The organism is Paenibacillus aceti, from assembly GCF_003614185.1.
Lineage (GTDB): Bacteria > Bacillota > Bacilli > Paenibacillales > Paenibacillaceae > Fontibacillus > Fontibacillus aceti.
This window is the reverse complement of the sequence record NZ_KZ987724.1, coordinates 874,192-893,559: the sequence shown is the minus strand read 5'-3', so window position 1 is coordinate 893,559 and position 19,368 is coordinate 874,192. Positions and strand designations below refer to the sequence as shown.

Genomic DNA, 19,368 nt, shown 5'->3' with positions numbered 1-19,368 from the left:
ACATGTCCCTGCCATATATTGTGTTAGTAAAATAACGCCAGCTGCACATAATTGGGTTAACACAACTGTCCATTTCAATGTGGTGAAAGGAGCCTCTTGCTATGCCCATATGGCTGGAAATAATCATCAGAACCTTAAGCGCCGCTGTAGTGCTCTTCATCATGACCCGTCTGCTCGGGAAAAGGCAGCTCTCCCAGCTCACCTTCTTCGAATATATTACAGGGATCACCATAGGGGACTTAGCAGCGTATCTGTCCATTGACCATGAGCAGGACTGGTACATCGGCCTCGTAGCCATGGCAACCTGGTTCCTCGTCTCCTTTGGAATCGAGTTCCTGCAGATGAAGAGCAAGAAATCGCGAGACTGGATCGACAGCAAGGGGACCGTTCTAATTAAAGACGGCAAAATTCTTGAGGATAATCTGAAAAAAGAGAAGCTGACCAATGAAGAACTCTTGGAGCAGCTGCGCAAGAAGAGCATCTTCAAGCTGTCCCAAGTGCAATTCGCCGTTATTGAGCCGGATGGAGAAGTTAACGTCTTGCTGAAGGATGAATATCAACCGATTACGCCAGCTCAGTTGGGCATCAAAATACCGGCTGAATCCGAACCGCAGGCTGTGATCCTCGATGGCAAAATTATGGACGAGCCGCTGGCGACTGCCGGATTCAGCCGGCAATGGCTGAATACCGAGCTGGAGAAGCAGGGCGTATCTCTCGACAACGTCTATGTCGGACAGGTAGACGGCTACGGCCAGCTCTATATCGACCTGTATGATGATCAAATCCAGATCCCGCAGCCACAGGAGAAGCCTATGCTGCTGGCTACGCTCAAGAAATGCGAGGCTGATCTGGAGCTGTTCGCCCTCTCGACTGAGAACGAGACGAGCAAGCAAATATACACAACCTGTTCTGAGCAGTTACAGCGCGTGATTAATGATATCCGGCAGCTGTTGATACAATAACAATAAGGAAGTGCGAAACATGGCTAAGCAGAAAAATAAAAAGCTGACACCCACACAGCAGCAATACCAGCGCCTCGCTTCATCGAAAGAGCCGAAGCGCCCGGTACTTAAAAATTGCCTACGCGCCTTTCTCGCTGGAGGACTGATCTGTCTGATCGGCGAATGTATCCGCCAGGCGTTCATCGCCTTCGGAGGATTTGACGAGAAAACGGCCGCTAATCCGACCGTTGCTGTGCTGGTGCTGATCTCGGTCATTCTGACCTGTCTTGGCGTCTATGACAAAATCGCCCAATGGGCCGGAGCGGGTACAGCCGTACCGGTGACCGGATTCGCCAACTCGATGGCTTCCTCTGCCCTGGAGCACCGGGCAGAAGGCATCGTGCTTGGAGTGGGCGCAGGCATGTTCCAGCTTGCCGGCTCTGTCATCGTATTCGGCACCTTTGCCGCTTTTATCATCGGTTTATTCTATGCCGTCTTCATTCCTGATTTTGCTGGAGGAGGTCACTGATTATGCTTAAAGGCCATCAGAGCTGGGTATTCGAGAACAGACCAGCGATCATCAGCACAGCCACGGTCGTCGGCCCCTTCGAGGGGCAGGGCCCGTTAGTCAATGATTTTGACATCGTTCATGGCGATATGTATATAGGGCAGGACAGCTGGGAAAAAGCGGAGAAAAGCTTGCTCGAAGAATCAGCGAGCAAAGCGATTGAGAAAGCCGGGCTGACCAAGGACCAGATTCAGTTCTATTTTGGCGGCGACTTAATGAACCAGATCATAAGCAGCAGCTTTGCGGCCCGGACGCTTAGTATCCCTTATTTGGGCGTCTTCGGAGCCTGCTCCACCTCGATGGAGAGCCTTGCACTCGCCGCCTATGTCGTGAACTATAATGGGGCCAGGCATGCGCTGGCTGGAACCTGCAGCCACAACGCCAGTGCCGAGAAGCAATTCAGATACCCAACCGAGTACGGCTCACAGAAGCCGTCTACCGCGCAATATACGGTGACTGGCTCAGGTTCTGCTGTTCTGGCCCTGGAAGGCAGCGGTCCTAGAGTAACTGCGGCAACGATCGGACGTGTTATCGATATGGGCATCACCGATCCGTTCAACATGGGGGCGGCTATGGCGCCAGCCGCCGTCGATACGATTCAGGCACATTTCCGCGATCTGCAGATCGAGCCTTCCTACTATGATCTGATCGTGACCGGCGATCTGTCCAAGGTCGGCTATGAAATCGCTGGCGAGCTGTTCAAGCGCCATAACTTCCCGATCGATCAGACGACGTACCAGGACTGCGGCATGATGATCTACAACTATGATAAACAGAATGTGCAGGCCGGAGCGAGCGGCTGCGCCTGCTCTGCTGTCGTGACCTATGGTCATCTGCTGAACCGGATGAAGCGTGGAGAATTGAAGCGCCTGCTCGTCGTCGCCACCGGCGCCCTGCTCTCCCCGTTATCTTACCAGCAAGGAGAGAGCATCCCCTGTATCGCTCACGCTGTAGCGATTGAGAGCGAGTAATGTTAGCATTTAAAAAGGGTCTCCTTCGATCTTCTAAGATCGCGGGAGACCCTTTTTATTTTATAAAGATTAATTATTCTACGATTTCTGCAGTGTCGCCATTCTTAGCGCCAGCAGCATTGGCTTCGTCGGTATCGATATGCATATCAAGTGCGAAGTTATCGGATACACGAGCGATAACATTCTCCATGATCATACCGCGTTCGCCACCGAAGCGAACCTTCAGCAGATCCTTATCCTTGATGCCCCATTTCTCAGCATCGGAGGTATGGAAGTGAATATGGCGGGCAGCTACGATAACGCCTTCTTCAAGCTCGATTTCGCCAGCCGGACCCTTCACTTTAATGCCAGGTGTTCCGTCTATTTTTCCCGATTCACGAACCGGAGCCTTAACGCCGATTGCGAAGGAATCGGTACGGGAAATTTCCAATTGGGATGCTGGACGAGCAGGTCCCAGAATACGAACTTTGTCGAATTGGCCTTTTGGTCCAATGACTGCTACCGTTTCGTTAGATGCAAATTGTCCAGGCTGGGACAATGGCTTGAACTCGGTAAGCTGGTAGCCTTGTCCAAACAAAGCTTCAATATGTTCTTGAGTTAAGTGAATATGACGTGCTGATACGCCGACAGGTACTGTCTTGCTCATTTTGTAAACACTCCTCGTTTTTTCTCTATCACGGGTGTGACGTTTTTACATCGCCCCTTATTATACACCTTTCCGTACAAAAAGAAAAAGATATCCCTCACACAAAGGGATATCTTTCGGGCGAATTATCTGAATTCTGCTACAAGATTGTCAAACTCGGTCTCACTGAGCGCCAACGATTGATTCACAAGCGCCTCTGGCTTAAAGCCGTGGATCAGATCCTCATAGCATTTCTTCTGCTTGTTCTGATAGATTAGGCCAGTGATCATGCTGCCTGTATCCATCAACGTCGTCATTGCCAACGTGCGGTTGCTTGGATCATAATCCGGCATCGTATCAAGATTTGTAATATGTTCTTTGAACCAATCGTATGTGTTCACCTTGTTAAAGGTTACGCACGGGCTGAACACGTTGATTAACGAGAAGCCTTCATGCTGTATACCTTGCTCAATCAGGGAAGTGAGTTGCTTCAAATCACTGGAGAACGATTGGGCTACAAAGGTCGCACCCGCTGAAATGGCTAGCTCAAGCGGGGAGAGCGTCGATTCAATCGAGCCTTCTGGCGTACTCTTCGTCTTGAAGCCCTCACCGCTGCGCGGTGAAGTCTGCCCCTTCGTCAATCCGTAAATCTGGTTATCCATCACCACATACGTGATATTAATATTTCTACGGATCGCATGGATCGTATGACCGATCCCGATCGCGAAGCCGTCACCGTCGCCGCCGGAGGCGATTACAGTCAAGTCGCGGTTGGCCAGCTTCACGCCCTGAGCGATTGGAAGCGCCCGCCCATGAATCCCGTGTAATCCATAAGCATTGATATAACCCGAGATCCGTCCGGAGCAGCCGATCCCGGAAATGACGGCCAGGTTCTCCGGCTCAAGCCCTACGTTCGCAGCAGCGCGCTGAATCGCGGCCTGCACTGAAAAATCTCCACAACCTGGACACCAGTTAGGTTTGATATTGTTACGGAACTCCTTAAAGGTTGCCATTTTGTACCAACTCCTCGTGCGGTTTATAGCCGGCGGCCTTTGCGCATTCTTCGAATACTTCGGAAGGCAAGAACGGACTGCCATCATATTTAAGAGCATTCAGAATCTTATCATGGTTACCACAGTGCAGCTTCATCAAGTTAGCTAATTGGCCGGTCGCATTATTCTCGAACACAAGCACTTTCTTAGCCTTCTTGATCTCTGCCATAATCAGCTCAGTCGGGAACGGGTGAAGCTGACGAACGGTCATATGGTTTGACGTAATTCCTTCGCCATTCAGACGCAGACGAGCTTGATCGATTGTGCCGCCCGTTGAACCCATACCGACGATCAACAGATCAGGTTCGGTATGCGGAGCATGAAGATGAATCGGATTGGTGATCTTCAGATCATCCAGCTTGCGAAGACGCTTATCCATCATCCTCTTCCGGTTGACCGTAGATTCTGACGGCCGTCCGGATTCATCATGCTCTACGCCAGTCACATGGTGAATGCCATTCTTCTCCCCAGGCAGTACCCGAGGTGAAATACCATTCTCCGTAATCGCATAGCGATTGAACATGCTCTTATCTTCACGATCCGGAATATCCTTAACAATATATCCGCGTTCAATTTGAATCTTGTTATAATCGAGCATTTCACAGGACTGCTTGCCCAAGGACAATTGCAAATCCGTAGCTACAATGACAGGTACCTGGTACTTCTCAGCCAGGTTGAACGCCTCGACCGTATCGTAGAAGCATTCTTCTATCGAGCTTGGCGAGATCACGATCTTCGGAATTTCACCATGAGTCCCGTAGATCAATGCATTGATATCGCTCTGCTCCTGCTTCGTCGGAAGCCCGGTACTAGGTCCACCGCGCTGCGTATCGACGATAACTACCGGTGTCTCGGTCATTCCAGCAAGTCCGATCGCCTCCATCATGAGCGATAAGCCTGGGCCCGCCGAGGCAGTCATGGAACGCACGCCTGCATAATTCGAACCGATGGCCATCGTAATGGCTGCAATCTCGTCCTCTGTCTGTACCACCGTACCACCAAACTTAGGCAATTTCTTAATCAAATATTCCATAATTTCCGAAGCTGGTGTGATCGGATAAGCACTCATAATTCGGCAGCCTGCCGCAAGTGCACCCAATCCAATCGCATCATTACCGATCATGAACAGCTTCTGCTTGCCATCCGCCGGCTCAAGCTTGAATTGATCCAGCGGTCCTCCGGCAAGCTCAAGCACAAAATCAGCGCCGCGCTTCACCGCTTCGATATTCTTGTCAACGATAGCCTGGCCCTTACGGCCGAATTCCTCTTGCACCGCCTTGTTGAACACTTCCAGCGGCAAGCCCAGGAGAGCCCAAGACGCCCCGGAAGCAACCATGTTCTTCATCAGCGAAGTGCCCAGCTCCTCGGCAATGCTCGTAATCGGAACAGGGAACAGCTTCGCATCGACCCCTTCGGGTACCGTCGGATTAAATTTAGCATCCGCTACAATTACTCCGCCGCTGCAGAGCTCATGCGCGTTCAGATCGATACTTTCCTGGTCAAAAGCGACTAAGATGTCCAAGTCGTCGGAAATAGCTCGAATCGGCTTGGTACTAATCCGGATTTTGTTGTTCGTATGACCACCTTTAATACGCGAGGAAAAATGACGGTATCCGTACAAATAATACCCCAGTCTATTCAAGGCTGTCGAAAAAATCCGGTCCGTACTTTCAACCCCTTCACCTTGCTGCCCACCGATCTTCCAAGACAATTGACTAATCAAGATCGCCACCCCTTTAATCGTATCGCACTATAAAAACATAGAGACAAAATAATAAATGTACTCACAGAATGAAAAACGTAATAACTGTCACAGATTTCCATGATAGTTGTGAACATTCTGTTTCAGAGTCATGTCAATTTTATGTCGAAGACATGTAAAAAGCAAGCGTTTTCCACCCTTTTTCATATAGTTGTTTTCGATCATAACGATCTCGTAATTGGATTAATTAAAGCGCTTACTCATCTTTTGGGAGCCATTTTCTCAAAAATGAAAGAGCGTTCCCGGACAACCACCCATTTATAAGCTCCTCTGGATAATATTTTAGAAGGGTATCCACCCATTGCTCATATTCCCCCGCATGCTGAAAATCATGAAGATGAGTATCGATTCCATCGAAATCCGAGCCAAACATAATATTCCCCCCGCCGCCAAGCTGGCAAATATGATCGAGATGCGGCAGAAGATCCTTGCTGTATACCGCTGGGCCGTCTTTTACAAACCAAGGTACGAAGGTGATTCCGATTCGGCCACCGTTCTCTATTATCGCTCGTATTTGCTCATCCTGCAAATTCCGTTCATGCGGGCAAATATGATAGGCATTAGAATGAGAAGCTATAAAAGGGCGCTGTGCGCGCTCAGCGAGCTCTGTAAGCTCCCAGAAGCCCTTATGCGATAAATGAGATACATCGAGGATAATCCCCAGCTCATGACAAGCACGGACCAGCTCAAGCCCTTTACACGTGAAGCCGCCATTTCGCGGCTCCATCACACCATCTGCAGCCCAATTCGCATAATTCCAGGTGATTCCGAGGAAGCGCACTCCGCGTTCATAGCACAGCCGTAAATAGAATAGATCCCCCTCCAGACCATCCGCTCCCTCGATCGAGAGCAATCCGGCCCGCTCCCCCGTGGCTATGACCCGCTCGAGGTCCGCACTGCTCTTGACCAGCCCGATGTCTTCGATAGCCACACGCTCCTGATAGAGGTCGAGCTGCTCCATAATATGTTCGATACCCGGCGGCCCCAATCGCTCTGATAGGAATATTGCGAAGCACTGAAGCTGAACCCCACCTTGCTCCATACGTCGCAGATTCACATCAAGCCGATCATCATTTTTAAAATCAAGCTGGTGGTTCAGCTGTATTTTACTGAGCACATCACAATGGAAGTCAACAATCTTCAAGCCCATCCCCTCCTCGATCACACTATTTTAACAGTATATTTCAAATCTTACTTATTCATATTCGGCTTCTTTATTCACTTCTTTGAAAAAATGCAAAAAAACCTGTCTACTGAGTGTAAACAGGTTCACTTCTACCTCTATCAACCGTTTATCTAGGTTCCACAATCAGCTTGATCGCTGTACGATCCTCACCATCAATCACAATATCCGTAAAAGCCGGAATGCAAATCAGATCTACGCCGCTTGGCGCAACGAATCCCCGGGCTATGGCTACCGCTTTAATGGCCTGGTTCAGTGCACCCGCTCCAATAGCCTGAAGTTCAGCAGCACCACGCTCTCTAAGAACTCCAGCTAGAGCACCGGCAACGGAGTTAGGATTGGACTTTGCTGAAACTTTTAATACTTCCATAGTAAGTACCTCCCTGGGAATAATGGTTTGACTCCACTACTTAGAAGATATTCGTGAACGGCCAAATAATTCCTTCTTTTTTGGGGGAGGCGCCTATGAAAGTGATCGAGCGTGATTTACATCCTTTTATTCCATGATCCATTCATCTTCAAGCCATCTGATCTTCTCGATCTTCGTCGCTTTGCCTGTCGACTCATCGATCTCCACGAACACAGCGTGGAAATGCCATTTCCCTTCACAGACCTGGAAGCGAACCGGAAGCTGGGTCGTGAATTTGCGGATCACCGCCGAGCGCTCCATCCCGAGCACACCTTCACGCGATCCAACCATACCGCAATCCGTCAAATAGGCCGTTCCCTGCGGCAAAATCGTATCATCATTGCTCTGCACATGCGTATGCGTTCCTACCACCAAGGAAGCTCTGCCGTCCAAATACCAGCCCATCGCGATCTTCTCCGAGGTGGCCTCCGCGTGGAAATCAACCATGATGCATTTATGCTTCTTCGCCAGCTCGGTGATAAGCTCATCCGCTTTCCGGAACGGGTCGTCAATCGCTGGCAGGAAGGTGCGACCCATCAAGTTGACGAGAGCCAGCTCCTTGCCATTCGCTTTAATGACCGTGTGTCCGCTTCCCGGTGTTCCTGGCGGGTAGTTCGCCGGGCGAATCATACGTGGCTCGCGATCGATGAACTCGAAGATGTCACGGTTATCCCAGGTGTGATTGCCCATCGTCAACCCGTGAATCCCCATATCGAAGAATTCCTTAGCGATCTTCTCGGTAATTCCTCTTCCCGCTGCCGCATTCTCGCCATTGGCGATAATAATGTGAGGATTATATTTAGATTTCAAGCGGGGGAGTGATTCCCGCACCGCATTCCGTCCTGTGCTGCCAACTATATCTCCAATGAACAGTAATTTAATGATAACTCCTCCTCCATTCCATACACTGCTGCCCTGCATCTTTAAACCTATGTCATCATACTCTAACGATACAGGATATCGCTATTCAGCCTAATAAAGGCCGCTAAAAATTTTAACGAAACTAGACATCGTTATTTAAGCAAATGAGCAGCTCAATGCAGGAATTTCTCCAGAATAACGATATGGTGTTTCGTTAGATTTTCTTTGCCACTGTTTTTGGTGAAATAACGATCTGTAGTTTCGTTAGAGATTCCATCTTGCAGCTTCAATGAAAAAGCGGCCCACAGGGGGCCACTTTCATCAGCTTAACCTTTACTTCGCATATTCAACCGCTCTCGTCTCACGAATAACCGTAACCTTGATATGGCCCGGATAATCGAGCTCACTCTCGATCTTCTTCGTTATGTCACGCGCCAGACGGAACGCTTCGGCATCATCGATCTTCTCAGGCTGCACCATAACACGTACCTCGCGGCCTGCTTGAATAGCAAACGATTTCTCCACACCTTCGAACGATTCTGAGATTTCTTCCAGCTTCTCCAATCGGCGAATATAGGTTTCCAATGTTTCACGCCGAGCGCCCGGTCTGGCTGCCGACAATGCGTCAGCTGCACCAACCAGCATAGCGATAACTGAAGTTGCTTCACAATCTCCGTGGTGAGAGGCGATACTGTTGATAACAACCGGATGTTCTTTATACTTCTTCGCCAGTTCCACGCCGATTTCGACATGAGATCCTTCCACTTCATGATCCAGCGCTTTCCCAATGTCATGCAGCAATCCTGCACGTTTGGCGAGAGCAATATCCTCGCCCAACTCGCCTGCCATAAGTCCGGCTAAATACGCTACCTCCATCGAGTGCTTCAACACGTTCTGACCGTAGCTTGTCCGGAACTTTAGACGTCCCAGAATTTTGATCAAATCCGGATGCAGTGCGTGAACACCGACCTCGAAGGTCGCTTGCTCACCGTACTCACGAATTCTCTCATCCACTTCACGACGCGATTTCTCAACCATTTCTTCGATCCGAGCCGGGTGAATCCGTCCGTCAGCAACCAGCTTCTCCAGCGCTGTACGGGCAATCTCACGGCGAATTGGATCGAACCCGGACAATATGACTGCTTCCGGTGTATCATCGATAATCAGATCAATTCCGGTCAACGTTTCCAGTGCCCTGATATTACGGCCTTCCCGTCCGATAATCCGGCCCTTCATTTCTTCGTTCGGAAGAGCAACTACCGAGACCGTCGTCTCAGCAACGTGGTCCGCAGCGCAACGTTGAATCGCAAGTGTAATGATTTCACGTGATTTCTTATCCGCTTCTTCCTTCGCTTGCAACTCAATGTCCTTAATCATTTGAGCCGTTTCGTGGCGAACCTCCTGCTCGACATTGTTAAGAATAATCGTGCGGGCGTCCTCCATGCTCAAATTGGAGATACGCTCAAGCTCCTGAACCTGACTCTTATAGAGTAGATCAATCTGTTGCTGGGTTTCTTCAATTCTTTTCTCTTTGCCAGCTACTTGTTCTTCTTTACGTTCCAGTGATTCAATTTTTTTATCCAGCGACTCTTCCTTTTGCAACAATCGTCTTTCTTGTCGTTGAATTTCATTCCGACGTTCACGAATGTCTTTATCAGCTTCGGTTCTCAGTTTATGAATTTCGTCTTTCGCTTCAAGAACCGTTTCCTTTTTCAGTGCTTCTGCGTCTTTTTTCGCGCTTTCCAAAATTTGACTTGCAGCATGTTCCGCACTGGAAATTTTAGCCTCTGCAAGAGATTTGCGAATAAAATATCCGATCCCGAACCCAAAGAATAAAGCGGCGGCAACGAGAACGATCGTCCAGATAACTTGTGGCATCTGTTCACCTCCCCGCTGTTTCCTCCAAGGCATTCCCTGGGATGCATTTTAGTTTTCATTTTTCATTCATCATCATACAAAGAATCGATTTCTTGCCGATTCAGACTAGGCATCACGCCAAATCAGCATGAATTCCGTTAAGATGCCGGAATCTTGGCCCCATGATTGCGAATAGAATCTTTAGATCCATCATTTGGAAGGAATAAGGATCTTTATGATATAGATTCATGACCATTTTATTATTTAGTGAAAGAAATTGTCAAGCAACGGACAAGTTTATGCAAGCTGCCTCATTTACCATCTCTCTGAATTTATAATTCTTCCCATTCTTCCTCATATTCCATACCATCCTGCTGGGCAAGCTCGCGGACTACTTTGGATACAAGCCCGCCCGAGAAGCCTCTGCGCATCAAAAAAGCACCCACTTTGCGCTTCTTGTCCACCGTCTCGCCAGAGGTCGTCCGCCATTTGCGCTGTGCGAGCTGCATAGCACTATCGTATTCCGCCTCTTCACTGACCTGGCCTAGCGCCTCTTCAATCAGAGGCTTGGAAATGCCCTTCTGACGCAGTTCATGTCTGATCCATGCCTTACCCTTCCCGCGGCTGCGAACGCGCTGTGCTGCCCACTCCTGTGCGTATGCGGCGTCATCAATCCAACGCTCCTGGATAAGCCGTTCGATAACCTCAGCGATCGTCTCTTCACCCCAGCCCTTCTCCTTCAGCCGGCAAGCAATTTCAAAGGAGGTTCGCGGCTTACGGCTAAGATACTTCAATGCTTCCCCATAGCCCCGCTGACGTTCATCCGCCGTAATAATCTCTTCCAGCTCAAGCTTGGTAAATACAGCCCCTTTGATCATGCGATACTTGATCATAATATCCTCATGAACATCCATCGAATAGGGGCCGAAACTGATCCTGTACCGAAACTTAGGCGATTTGAGAAGCTGTACCGTAGTAATTATCAGCTCCTCGTCCTCGGGAAATACAGACAGATCATAGCTCTCTACTTCTAACGAATCGGAAGAGGAACGTCGTTCTTTATGATCTTCCTTGAAAGCATACCTGTCCTCCCAGGAGCCCTGTTCAGAAATATCCACGATTTCGCTATTTTCGCTATCCTCTCTGGCCCGGGCATATGGCTTGGTTCTGCGATTTTCAAATCGTTGCTCCACCAAGATTCCGCTCCTTTATTTAAACGAAGAGCGCTCTGGCCAAACCAGACCTATCTCTGGTGGCAGAGCGCTCCCAAATTATTATTTTTCTTCTTCGAAAAGTGCCTGCTCTTCTTTGACTTCGTCTTCCTGCTCATTCGCAGATGCAGGTGCAACCGTCGTCGTCAGGTTGCTATTCTCCCGGATCTTCTGTTCAATTGTATTCGAAATTTCCGGATGTTCCTTCAAATACTGTTTCGCATTCTCGCGTCCTTGACCGAGACGCTCACCAGAGAAGGAATACCAAGCGCCACTCTTATCCACGATATCCTGCTCCACGCCGATATCGATAATGCTGCCTTCCTTGGAGATCCCCTCACCGTACATAATATCAATCTCAGCCTGCTTGAACGGTGGAGCTACCTTATTCTTCACGACCTTGATCCGAGTCCGGTTACCGACCATGTCATTCCCCATCTTGATCGTCTCTATCCGGCGGACATCAAGCCGAACTGTCGAGTAGAACTTGAGTGCTCGTCCACCAGGAGTAGTCTCTGGATTACCGAACATAATGCCCACCTTCTCACGAAGCTGGTTGATGAAGATGGCAATCGTCTTGGACTTGCTGATCGCCCCTGACAACTTGCGCAGCGCCTGGGACATCAGGCGGGCCTGCAAGCCGACATGGGAGTCACCCATTTCCCCTTCAATTTCCGCTTTAGGAACCAAGGCCGCTACGGAGTCTATAACTATAATATCTACCGCACCGCTCCGTACAAGCGCCTCGGCGATTTCCAGTGCCTGCTCACCTGTATCCGGCTGGGACAGCAGCAATTCATCGATATTTACACCAAGCTTGCTCGCATAAGAAGGATCAAGCGCATGCTCCGCATCGATAAAGGCGGCTTGTCCGCCCACCCTCTGCACTTCCGCAATCGCATGCAGAGCTACCGTTGTTTTACCGGAAGATTCCGGTCCGAATACTTCAATAATTCTTCCCCGAGGGAGTCCCCCGGTTCCAAGTGCAATATCCAACGCTAATGATCCACTGGGTACGATTTCCACCTGCATATGTGTGGATTCTCCCAACTTCATGATCGAACCTTTCCCAAATTGCTTTTCTATTTGACGAAGCGCCATTTCCAGCGCAGCACGGCGGTCTGACAATCAGCTCACATCCTTCTTAATAATTAAGAGTTCATTCTTTTATACTACAATTGTACCTTGTTTTGAAACGTTTGCCAAGCATTTTTTCGAACATACATTCGTAGTCTCAACCCTCCCAAGCCCTCCCTTACTGTAAGGGAGGGCTCCAAAGGGCCCTGCAGCCCTCTGGACTCCCCGCAACTGGACTAACGATGGATGGTGCTGAGGCGCTCCTTAGGCGGCTCTCCCCTCGGGAGAGCTCTTATTTGGGCACGTGGAACGCTTTTCCCCCTTCGGGTACGTCTTACTTTTGGCTGTGCTTGGTTACCTGAAAACATGCTGGGGAGTGCTGCTGCTTTCGAACGCTCCCGAGTTACTTTAAGCTATAACAGCCGCTTGCCGCCCTTCGGGCACGCTCTACTTTTTGCTCTCCTGCCCCCGGGAGTGACGGTTGTGCGTTCTCCGGCGCTCTCCCTAACGGGAATCGCTTGCTTTTGGCGGGAGCACGGGGAGTGACTGCGAACATCGGATGGCGCTCTCCCTGCGGGAATCGCTGACTTTTGGCGGGGGCGCTGGAGAGTGACTTCGAACCTTGAACGACGCTCTCCCTGCGGGAATCGCTGCTTGGGCGGATGAGTTACTTGGCATGAGTGTGTTCGGGGACTGCTGCTTTCGAACGCTCCCGGGTTACTTTAGGCTATAACAGCCGCTTGTCGCCCTTCGGGCACGCTCTACTTTTTGCTCTCCTGCACTGGGGAGTGACGGTTGTGCGTTCTCCGGCGCTCTCCCTAAACGGGAATCGCTCGCTTTTGGCGGGAGCACGGGGAGTGACTGCGAACATCGGATGGCGCTCTCCCTGCGGGAATCGCTGACTTTGGCGGAAGTGTTACTAACGAACTGGCTATGTGACAACTTCAAAAAGTGGCTATGGAGCGAAAGCAAGAGTCCGTCCTGCTATCCTGCTACGTTAGCAAAAAACTGCAAATATGCAGGCTTTTAGGGCTCATAGCCCCTGTTTTTATTAAATTCCTGCAAATATGCAGGCTTTTGGGCTATTTCTTTAATAATGAGGCCGAATTGGAGGAAAAAGATGCATATTTGCAGGAATTTCTCGTTCCTCCAACCTGACTCGTCCCAACCCGCACCTACCAAGCCGGCCAGCCCGGGGTCAAGACCCGATCTAACCACTACCTCACTCAAACGCATCCCACTCAGCCTCATCCCAGCTTCAATCTCTAACTCAACCAAGAGTTACTCAATTTCCACCTTGGGCTGAACCCCCATCTCAACTCCCACTACAGCCGCTGCCCTACGCCCCCAACTCCCTCTCCCCAACCGCAACCGAGCCACACAGCCGAGCCAATAGCCAAGCCCAGCGCTAACTTTTGCGCAGCGCGGACGATGGGGCTACTGAAAACCCGCATTCCCTGGATCTGATCTCAGCTCTTCTGCCCCTAAGTTACTCCGCAAAGCAAAAGTTACCTCATACAAAAGTTACCTCATACAAAAGTTACTCCCCAACCCCTCGACTCCCAGCCAAACCTCGATCTGCTTTCCCTATGCCCTCCCCTCTCCCCAAAATAAACAAAAAAAGAACCGTAGCGACAACTCGAACAAAGTTCAGCTACGGTTCTTCCGTAATTCGATTATATCCAATATTTAGTGGATAGGCAACTTTATTTGTCTGTCCGGGTTTCGTTCAGTTTAAGCTGCTTCCACAGTTGGTAGAGGACTGTTTTGGTGGAGCGCAGGCGGATTGTGCTGCGGTTGCCTTTGAGGTGCAGTTCGTACACCTTGGTCTCGCCGTGGCGGCGGGAAATCGCGATATAGACCAGGCCGACCGGCTTGCCCTCGGAGTATGCAGGGCCTGCTACGCCCGTGACGGCCAGGCCGAAATCGGTGTCCACGATCATCCGCACCTGCTCGGCCAGCACTTTGGCCGTCTCGGCGCTGACCGCACCCGGGGCATTCTCGCCCTCCAGCAGCTCATGCGGAACGTTGAGCAGCTTCTCCTTCATCTCATTGGAATAGCATACGATTCCGCCGAGGAAGACGGCGGCGCTGCCGGGAATCGTCGTCAGTGTCTGCATCAGCATCCCGCCGGTGCAGCTCTCCGCGCAGCTAAGCGTCAAGCTCCGCTCCGTCATTATATCGATGATCGTCTTCTCGATCGGCACATCTTCATTAGCGTAGAAATGCTCAGGCAAGCGGGCAGCGATCTGCAGCTCCAATACATCCAGCTTGCCCATAGCAGCGCTCTCGCTCTCCGCTTTCGTCGAGATGCGGATCGTGACCTCGCTCTCTTTGGCATAAGGGGCAATGGTCGGATCGGTCTGCTTCTCAATCAGGTCGAGCAGCTTCGTCTCCAGCGCCGATTCACCGATACCGGCAAATTTGAGCATCCGCGAATAGATTGGAAATTCATGCGTCAGTACATGCTGCATAATCCAGGGCTTCGCCTGCTGCTCGAACATCGGCTTCATTTCATTCGGCGGCCCGGGTAATAGAATATAGAACTTGCCGCCCTCAGCAAACGCATTGCCGACGGCAAGGCCCGTTTCATTGGACAGTGGAGTGGCCCCGTCGATAGACAGCGCCTGTCGGCGGTTATTTTCCGTCATCGGCACCTTCCGGTCCTTGAAGAACCGCTCGATATTATCCATGGCCATCCGGTCGATATGTAAAGATCGGCCCAGTATCTCAGCTACAACATCCTTCGTCAGATCATCCTGGGTCGGCCCAAGCCCACCTGTAAAAAGAAGCAAATCCGCCCGCTCGGTGCCCAGCTGGATCGCTTGCTTCAGCCGGGATGTATTATCTCCTACCACAGTCTGAAAATAGACATCTATCCCTAGCGAGGCCAGTTCCTGAGACAGATATTGTGCATTGGTATTCACGATCTGTCCCAGCAGCAGCTCCGTCCCTACGGCAATAATTTCCGCTTTCATTATTCATTTCTCCCTTTGTGAAGTTCAGGTTACATTTTGGAGAACTTCAGCACATGCTTATTTTTGACGAAATAATCAATCCCCGAGTACACGGTGATGATCGTCGCAAGCCAAATCATAATATCCGCGAACGGAAAAGCGATCCATTCGAACGGAAAGTTGTTCAGCAGCAGGGCCGAGATAGCTATGATCTGGGTAACCGTCTTCGCTTTGCCCCATTTGCTGGCGGCGATTACCGAGCCCTCAAGCAGAGCAACCTCGCGTAATCCCGTCACTGCGAACTCGCGGCTAATGATGATGACCGCAACCCATCCATTCGCCTTATCGAGCGCAACCAGCGAAATAAGCGCAGCCGCTACGAGCAACTTATCAGCCAGCGGATCGAGCAGCTTACCGAGATTCGTAACAAGATTACGCTTGCGGGCGATATGACCGTCGATACCATCCGTGCTCGCCGCGATGATGAACAGCAATGCTGCAATCAGATGATTCACGGGCAGTGAATAGCTACCCAGGCTCAGTTCATGAGACCACCACTCAAAATCAAACAGCAAAAATACAAGCATCAGCGGGATCATGAAAATGCGAGCTAGAGTAATGCGATTGGGCAAATTCACAGTACACCCTCCCCGGACATATCGTATTCATACGCATGTGTGATCCGTACTGGTATAATATCGCCAATTTCTACTTTACAATTCGAGACGTAGACATCTCCGTCAATTTCCGGTGCATCATACTGCGAACGGCCGACGAACACATCACTGCGTCCATCATAGCTCTCGATCAGTACATTTAGCACCTCTCCGATATATTTTCCATTATTCTCATTAGACACCTGACGCTGGATTTCCATCAGTGTATTGGCTCGCCATTCCTTGACCTCTTCATCAATCTGATTCGGCAGCCGCGAAGCAGGCGTGTCTTCCTCCTTGGAATAAGTAAAGACGCCTAAACGGTCAAATTTGATCTCTCTGACGAAATCACATAGCCGCTCGAAATCCTCCTCAGTTTCCCCCGGGAAGCCCACGATCAGCGAAGTACGCAATGCCACGCCTGGAATACGCTCGCGGATTTTGGCGATCAACTCTCGTGTATCACGGTTCCGTCCTGGTCTGCGCATACGCTTCAATACCGCATCCTCACTATGCTGCAGCGGCATATCGATATACTTGCAAACCTTCGGGTTGGAAGCGATAGTCTCGATCAACTCGTCGGTGAAGAAGCCCGGATAAGCATAATGCAGCCGAACCCACTCAATGCCCGGAACCTCGCTGACCCGGTTGATCAGTTCTGCCAGCTTATACTCCCCATTATATAAGTCGGTTCCATAGTTGGTCGTGTCCTGGGCGATCAGACTGATCTCCTTCACCCCTTGGGCCGCAAGACCGGTAACCTCCTTAATAACAGACTCGATCGAGCGACTACGGAATGCCCCTCTCATAATCGGAATGCTGCAGAAAGTACAGTTATTATCGCAGCCTTCCGCGATTTTAACATAGGTTGTATATTTCTTCGTCGATAGCTTACGGGGCAGAATCTCTTCATAATTAAATACAGGATTCCCGACATACGCCGGTTTCTTACCTCCTAATGCTTCATCGACGATTTGATTTATGTTATAGAAATCCCCTGTACCCACGATCCCGTCGATCTCCGGCATTTCTTCCATCAATGTCTGTTTGTAGCGCTGGGTCAAGCAACCCGATACGATCAGTGCCTTCAGCTTGCCTGTCTCTTTTAGCTCCGCCAGATCGAGGATGGTATTTACCGATTCCTCCTTAGCTGCATCGATAAAGCCGCAAGTATTAACGATAATCACGGTCGCATCCTCCGCCTGGTCAACGAGTGAATACCCGCGCTGATCAATTAAACCGGACATGATCTCGGAGTCAACCATGTTCTTTTCGCAGCCTAATGTAACGATCTTTACCTTTTCAGTCATCATGCTTTGAGCCCCTCCATTTTACAGCCATAATACCCTGTCTAAGTATAATATTTCATGAATAGCGCTGTCAAAAACATGAAAAAGTCCCACGTTGCGTCCAGCGCCACGAGAGACCGCATGTTTATGAACTATCCTATCGAATCATTATTTTAAATTTGTAAACTGCAGATCGACGGTAAGGTCCGCCTTGCGAAGCATTTGGATGATTTGCTGCAAATCATCTCTGCTCTTGCCAGTTACACGAATTTGATCCCCTTGGATCTGGCTTTTCACTTTAAGCTTGGAATCACGGATCAGTACGTTAATTTTCTTGGCATTGTCCTGATCGATCCCCTGCTTCAATTTAATACGTTGGCGGACGGTTCCCAGGGATGCTGGCTCGACCTTGCCATAATCCAGATTCTTGATCGGCAAACCACGCTTGATCATCTTCGATTGAAGAATATCGATGACAGCCCCCAGCTTGTATTCATCATCAGAGGTAACGACCAATACGTCCTTCTCCACCTTCAATTCACTCTTGCTGCCTTTAAAGTCATAGCGGCTGGCGATTTCACGCTCCGTCTGGTCAATGGCATTGGATAGTTCCTGCATGTCCATTTTGGATACAATATCGAAAGAGCTCTCTGAAGCCATTAGTTCACATTCCCTTCTATAAGAGGTTCAGAAGTTCCGCTTCTGAACACTCGCTATAATTCTATATCTACTAATTATATGTAATAAATTTAACAAAGTCGAGTATAGACGACAAGATATCCGCTCAATATCCCCTAAAAAAAGCGGGCGCCCCTGAACGATTCGCTCAGCAAGCCCCCGCGATATGCTTTATTGTCCGGTTCCAGTTCCGTTCGTGCTTCCGTCTGTGCTGTTCTCTGCTGAGTTTGTCCCCTGTGAATCGGTGGCATCGTCAGCAGTGCCCAGATTTAATTGAATGCGCGAAGTATTCTTGCCATCCTCCACGACCTGACCGCCAACCGTAATCGACGTATTAGGTGATGCCCCGGACTTGATGAACAGCCCTTCCGAGCCGAGATCATAGTTCAGCACTTCGCCTTCCTTCATCGTCTGGAAGTACAGCTTCTCACCGCGCTTATCCCCCTTGCGAACTTCAACCCAGCTGTTGCCTGTAGCCGAAATGACAACCTTCACCGGCTCGCTGCCCGCTGGCTGAACCTTGAACTTCGTAGTGCTGCCTTCCTTGCCGTCAGGAGCTACGACAACCTCCTTGTTAGCCGTCTCCGTCTCATTGGCATCTGGCGTGTTCGCATTCGTGTCTTTCCCTTTGTCAGGCGTCTCGGTCTGATCATCCGTTCCGGCATTTGCATTTTTCGCGCCATTTTGATCCGCACCTGCGTCCTGATTAGGCTTTGCCGCGTCCTGCGGATTCTCCGTATTGCTCGTAATTGCTGTCGAGTCCGGCTGCTTCGTATTCGCTTCATCCCCGTGCTGGCTCCATACCGTGAAATATAAATAAATGACGATAATAATCAACGCGAAGAAAGACCACATTAAGGCGGTAGTCAGCCACTTCGAATTACGCTCGGCGCTCTGCCTGCTACGCCGCTTCTGAAGGACAGGCTCCATGGTGGTGTCTGGTGCCGCTTCCGGTACATTCTGTTTATGTTCAGCAAGAAGATCATCGGCGTTGAGGCCTACTGCTTCTGCATATGTTTTGATAAATGCCCGTACATAAAAACTTCCCGGTAAAACCTTATAATCTCCCGCCTCGATGGCTTCCAAGTATCGTTTGCGAATTTTTGTTATTTCCTGAACGTCATCCAATGATAGGCCCATGGATAGACGAGCTTCTTTTAGCTGTTGGCCCAAATCCGACACGACCATCACCTCCTGATATATTTGTACTCCCTCTTCTATCACACCAATTGACATTTCGCCGTCAATTCAATCCCTAATCATATACATAA

At 49.9% G+C, this 19,368-nt stretch carries 17 protein-coding genes; 3 read left to right on the top strand and 14 right to left on the bottom strand.

The features are described 5' to 3' along the window. Window positions 1-101 precede the first annotated feature (101 nt). From BFJ94_RS04045 to spoVAD, 3 genes are read left to right on the top strand one after another with little or no spacing between them, the layout of a single operon-like run. The gene (locus BFJ94_RS04045; protein ID WP_120461446.1) at window positions 102-962 is read left to right on the top strand and encodes a DUF421 domain-containing protein; all 861 of its coding nucleotides are present in this window, start codon (window positions 102-104) and stop codon (window positions 960-962) included. A gap of 19 nt (window positions 963-981) precedes the next feature. Then, on the top strand, window positions 982-1,470 hold the full coding sequence (spoVAC, locus tag BFJ94_RS04040) for a stage V sporulation protein AC (protein ID WP_120461444.1): 489 nt from the start codon (window positions 982-984) through the stop codon (window positions 1,468-1,470). A gap of 2 nt (window positions 1,471-1,472) precedes the next feature. After that, window positions 1,473-2,480, top strand: coding sequence for a stage V sporulation protein AD (gene spoVAD / locus BFJ94_RS04035; protein ID WP_120461443.1), 1,008 nt, complete (start codon window positions 1,473-1,475; stop codon window positions 2,478-2,480). Between the two features lie 73 nt (window positions 2,481-2,553). Here spoVAD and pduL read toward each other — a convergent pair whose 3' ends face one another. The 14 genes from pduL to BFJ94_RS03960 form a co-directional block, all read right to left on the bottom strand. Further along, window positions 2,554-3,126, bottom strand: a complete 573-nt coding sequence (gene pduL / locus BFJ94_RS04030; RefSeq protein ID WP_120461441.1) for a phosphate propanoyltransferase — start codon at window positions 3,124-3,126, stop codon at window positions 2,554-2,556. A 125-nt stretch (window positions 3,127-3,251) separates the two neighbouring features. After that, window positions 3,252-4,118: a 2-oxoacid:ferredoxin oxidoreductase subunit beta gene (locus BFJ94_RS04025; RefSeq protein ID WP_120461439.1), complete on the bottom strand. Its 867-nt coding sequence runs from the start codon at window positions 4,116-4,118 to the stop codon at window positions 3,252-3,254. Further along, window positions 4,105-5,880, bottom strand: coding sequence for a 2-oxoacid:acceptor oxidoreductase subunit alpha (locus BFJ94_RS04020; RefSeq protein WP_120461437.1), 1,776 nt, complete (start codon window positions 5,878-5,880; stop codon window positions 4,105-4,107). The genes BFJ94_RS04025 and BFJ94_RS04020 overlap by 14 nt, the downstream gene beginning before the upstream one ends. A 235-nt stretch (window positions 5,881-6,115) precedes the next feature. After that, window positions 6,116-7,069 carry a dipeptidase gene (locus BFJ94_RS04015; protein WP_120461435.1) on the bottom strand — a complete coding sequence of 318 codons (954 nt, stop codon included), beginning with the start codon at window positions 7,067-7,069 and terminating at the stop codon, window positions 6,116-6,118. 142 nt (window positions 7,070-7,211) lie between these two features. After that, window positions 7,212-7,472 carry a stage V sporulation protein S gene (locus BFJ94_RS04010; protein ID WP_006286829.1) on the bottom strand — a complete coding sequence of 87 codons (261 nt, stop codon included), beginning with the start codon at window positions 7,470-7,472 and terminating at the stop codon, window positions 7,212-7,214. Between the two features lie 126 nt (window positions 7,473-7,598). Beyond that, entirely contained in the window at window positions 7,599-8,393 is a 795-nt protein-coding gene (locus BFJ94_RS04005; RefSeq protein WP_120465074.1) for a TIGR00282 family metallophosphoesterase, read from the bottom strand. Between the two features lie 312 nt (window positions 8,394-8,705). Next, window positions 8,706-10,250, bottom strand: coding sequence for a ribonuclease Y (rny, locus tag BFJ94_RS04000; RefSeq protein WP_120461433.1), 1,545 nt, complete (start codon window positions 10,248-10,250; stop codon window positions 8,706-8,708). A gap of 311 nt (window positions 10,251-10,561) precedes the next feature. Then, window positions 10,562-11,422, bottom strand: a complete 861-nt coding sequence (locus tag BFJ94_RS03995; RefSeq protein WP_229716943.1) for a regulatory protein RecX — start codon at window positions 11,420-11,422, stop codon at window positions 10,562-10,564. Window positions 11,423-11,503: 81 nt separating this feature from the next. Continuing rightward, complete coding sequence (recA, locus tag BFJ94_RS03990; RefSeq protein ID WP_120461431.1) at window positions 11,504-12,568, bottom strand: recombinase RecA; 1,065 nt, start codon at window positions 12,566-12,568, stop codon at window positions 11,504-11,506. Window positions 12,569-14,223: 1,655 nt separating this feature from the next. Then, window positions 14,224-15,495, bottom strand: coding sequence for a competence/damage-inducible protein A (locus BFJ94_RS03980; protein WP_120461427.1), 1,272 nt, complete (start codon window positions 15,493-15,495; stop codon window positions 14,224-14,226). A gap of 29 nt (window positions 15,496-15,524) precedes the next feature. Continuing rightward, the gene (pgsA, locus tag BFJ94_RS03975) at window positions 15,525-16,112 is read right to left on the bottom strand and encodes a CDP-diacylglycerol--glycerol-3-phosphate 3-phosphatidyltransferase (RefSeq protein ID WP_120461425.1); all 588 of its coding nucleotides are present in this window, start codon (window positions 16,110-16,112) and stop codon (window positions 15,525-15,527) included. Further along, complete coding sequence (gene rimO / locus BFJ94_RS03970; protein WP_120465072.1) at window positions 16,109-17,440, bottom strand: 30S ribosomal protein S12 methylthiotransferase RimO; 1,332 nt, start codon at window positions 17,438-17,440, stop codon at window positions 16,109-16,111. Before rimO ends, pgsA begins: the two co-directional genes overlap by 4 nt. Before the next feature lie 147 nt (window positions 17,441-17,587). Beyond that, entirely contained in the window at window positions 17,588-18,079 is a 492-nt protein-coding gene (locus BFJ94_RS03965; RefSeq protein WP_120461423.1) for a YajQ family cyclic di-GMP-binding protein, read from the bottom strand. Window positions 18,080-18,268: 189 nt separating this feature from the next. Continuing rightward, window positions 18,269-19,279, bottom strand: coding sequence for a helix-turn-helix domain-containing protein (locus BFJ94_RS03960; protein WP_120461421.1), 1,011 nt, complete (start codon window positions 19,277-19,279; stop codon window positions 18,269-18,271). Between the last annotated feature and the right edge of the window lie 89 nt (window positions 19,280-19,368).

Coding starts and splice junctions, on each gene's coding strand:
- BFJ94_RS04045 (WP_120461446.1), top strand. CDS start 102: ATGCCCATATGGCTGGAAATAATCATCAGAACCTTAAGCGCCGCTGTA.
- spoVAC (WP_120461444.1), top strand. CDS start 982: ATGGCTAAGCAGAAAAATAAAAAGCTGACACCCACACAGCAGCAATAC.
- spoVAD (WP_120461443.1), top strand. CDS start 1,473: ATGCTTAAAGGCCATCAGAGCTGGGTATTCGAGAACAGACCAGCGATC.
- pduL (WP_120461441.1), bottom strand. CDS start 3,126: ATGAGCAAGACAGTACCTGTCGGCGTATCAGCACGTCATATTCACTTA.
- BFJ94_RS04025 (WP_120461439.1), bottom strand. CDS start 4,118: ATGGCAACCTTTAAGGAGTTCCGTAACAATATCAAACCTAACTGGTGT.
- BFJ94_RS04015 (WP_120461435.1), bottom strand. CDS start 7,069: ATGGGCTTGAAGATTGTTGACTTCCATTGTGATGTGCTCAGTAAAATA.
- BFJ94_RS04010 (WP_006286829.1), bottom strand. CDS start 7,472: ATGGAAGTATTAAAAGTTTCAGCAAAGTCCAATCCTAACTCCGTTGCC.
- rny (WP_120461433.1), bottom strand. CDS start 10,250: ATGCCACAAGTTATCTGGACGATCGTTCTCGTTGCCGCCGCTTTATTC.
- BFJ94_RS03980 (WP_120461427.1), bottom strand. CDS start 15,495: ATGAAAGCGGAAATTATTGCCGTAGGGACGGAGCTGCTGCTGGGACAG.
- rimO (WP_120465072.1), bottom strand. CDS start 17,440: ATGACTGAAAAGGTAAAGATCGTTACATTAGGCTGCGAAAAGAACATG.
- BFJ94_RS03965 (WP_120461423.1), bottom strand. CDS start 18,079: ATGGCTTCAGAGAGCTCTTTCGATATTGTATCCAAAATGGACATGCAG.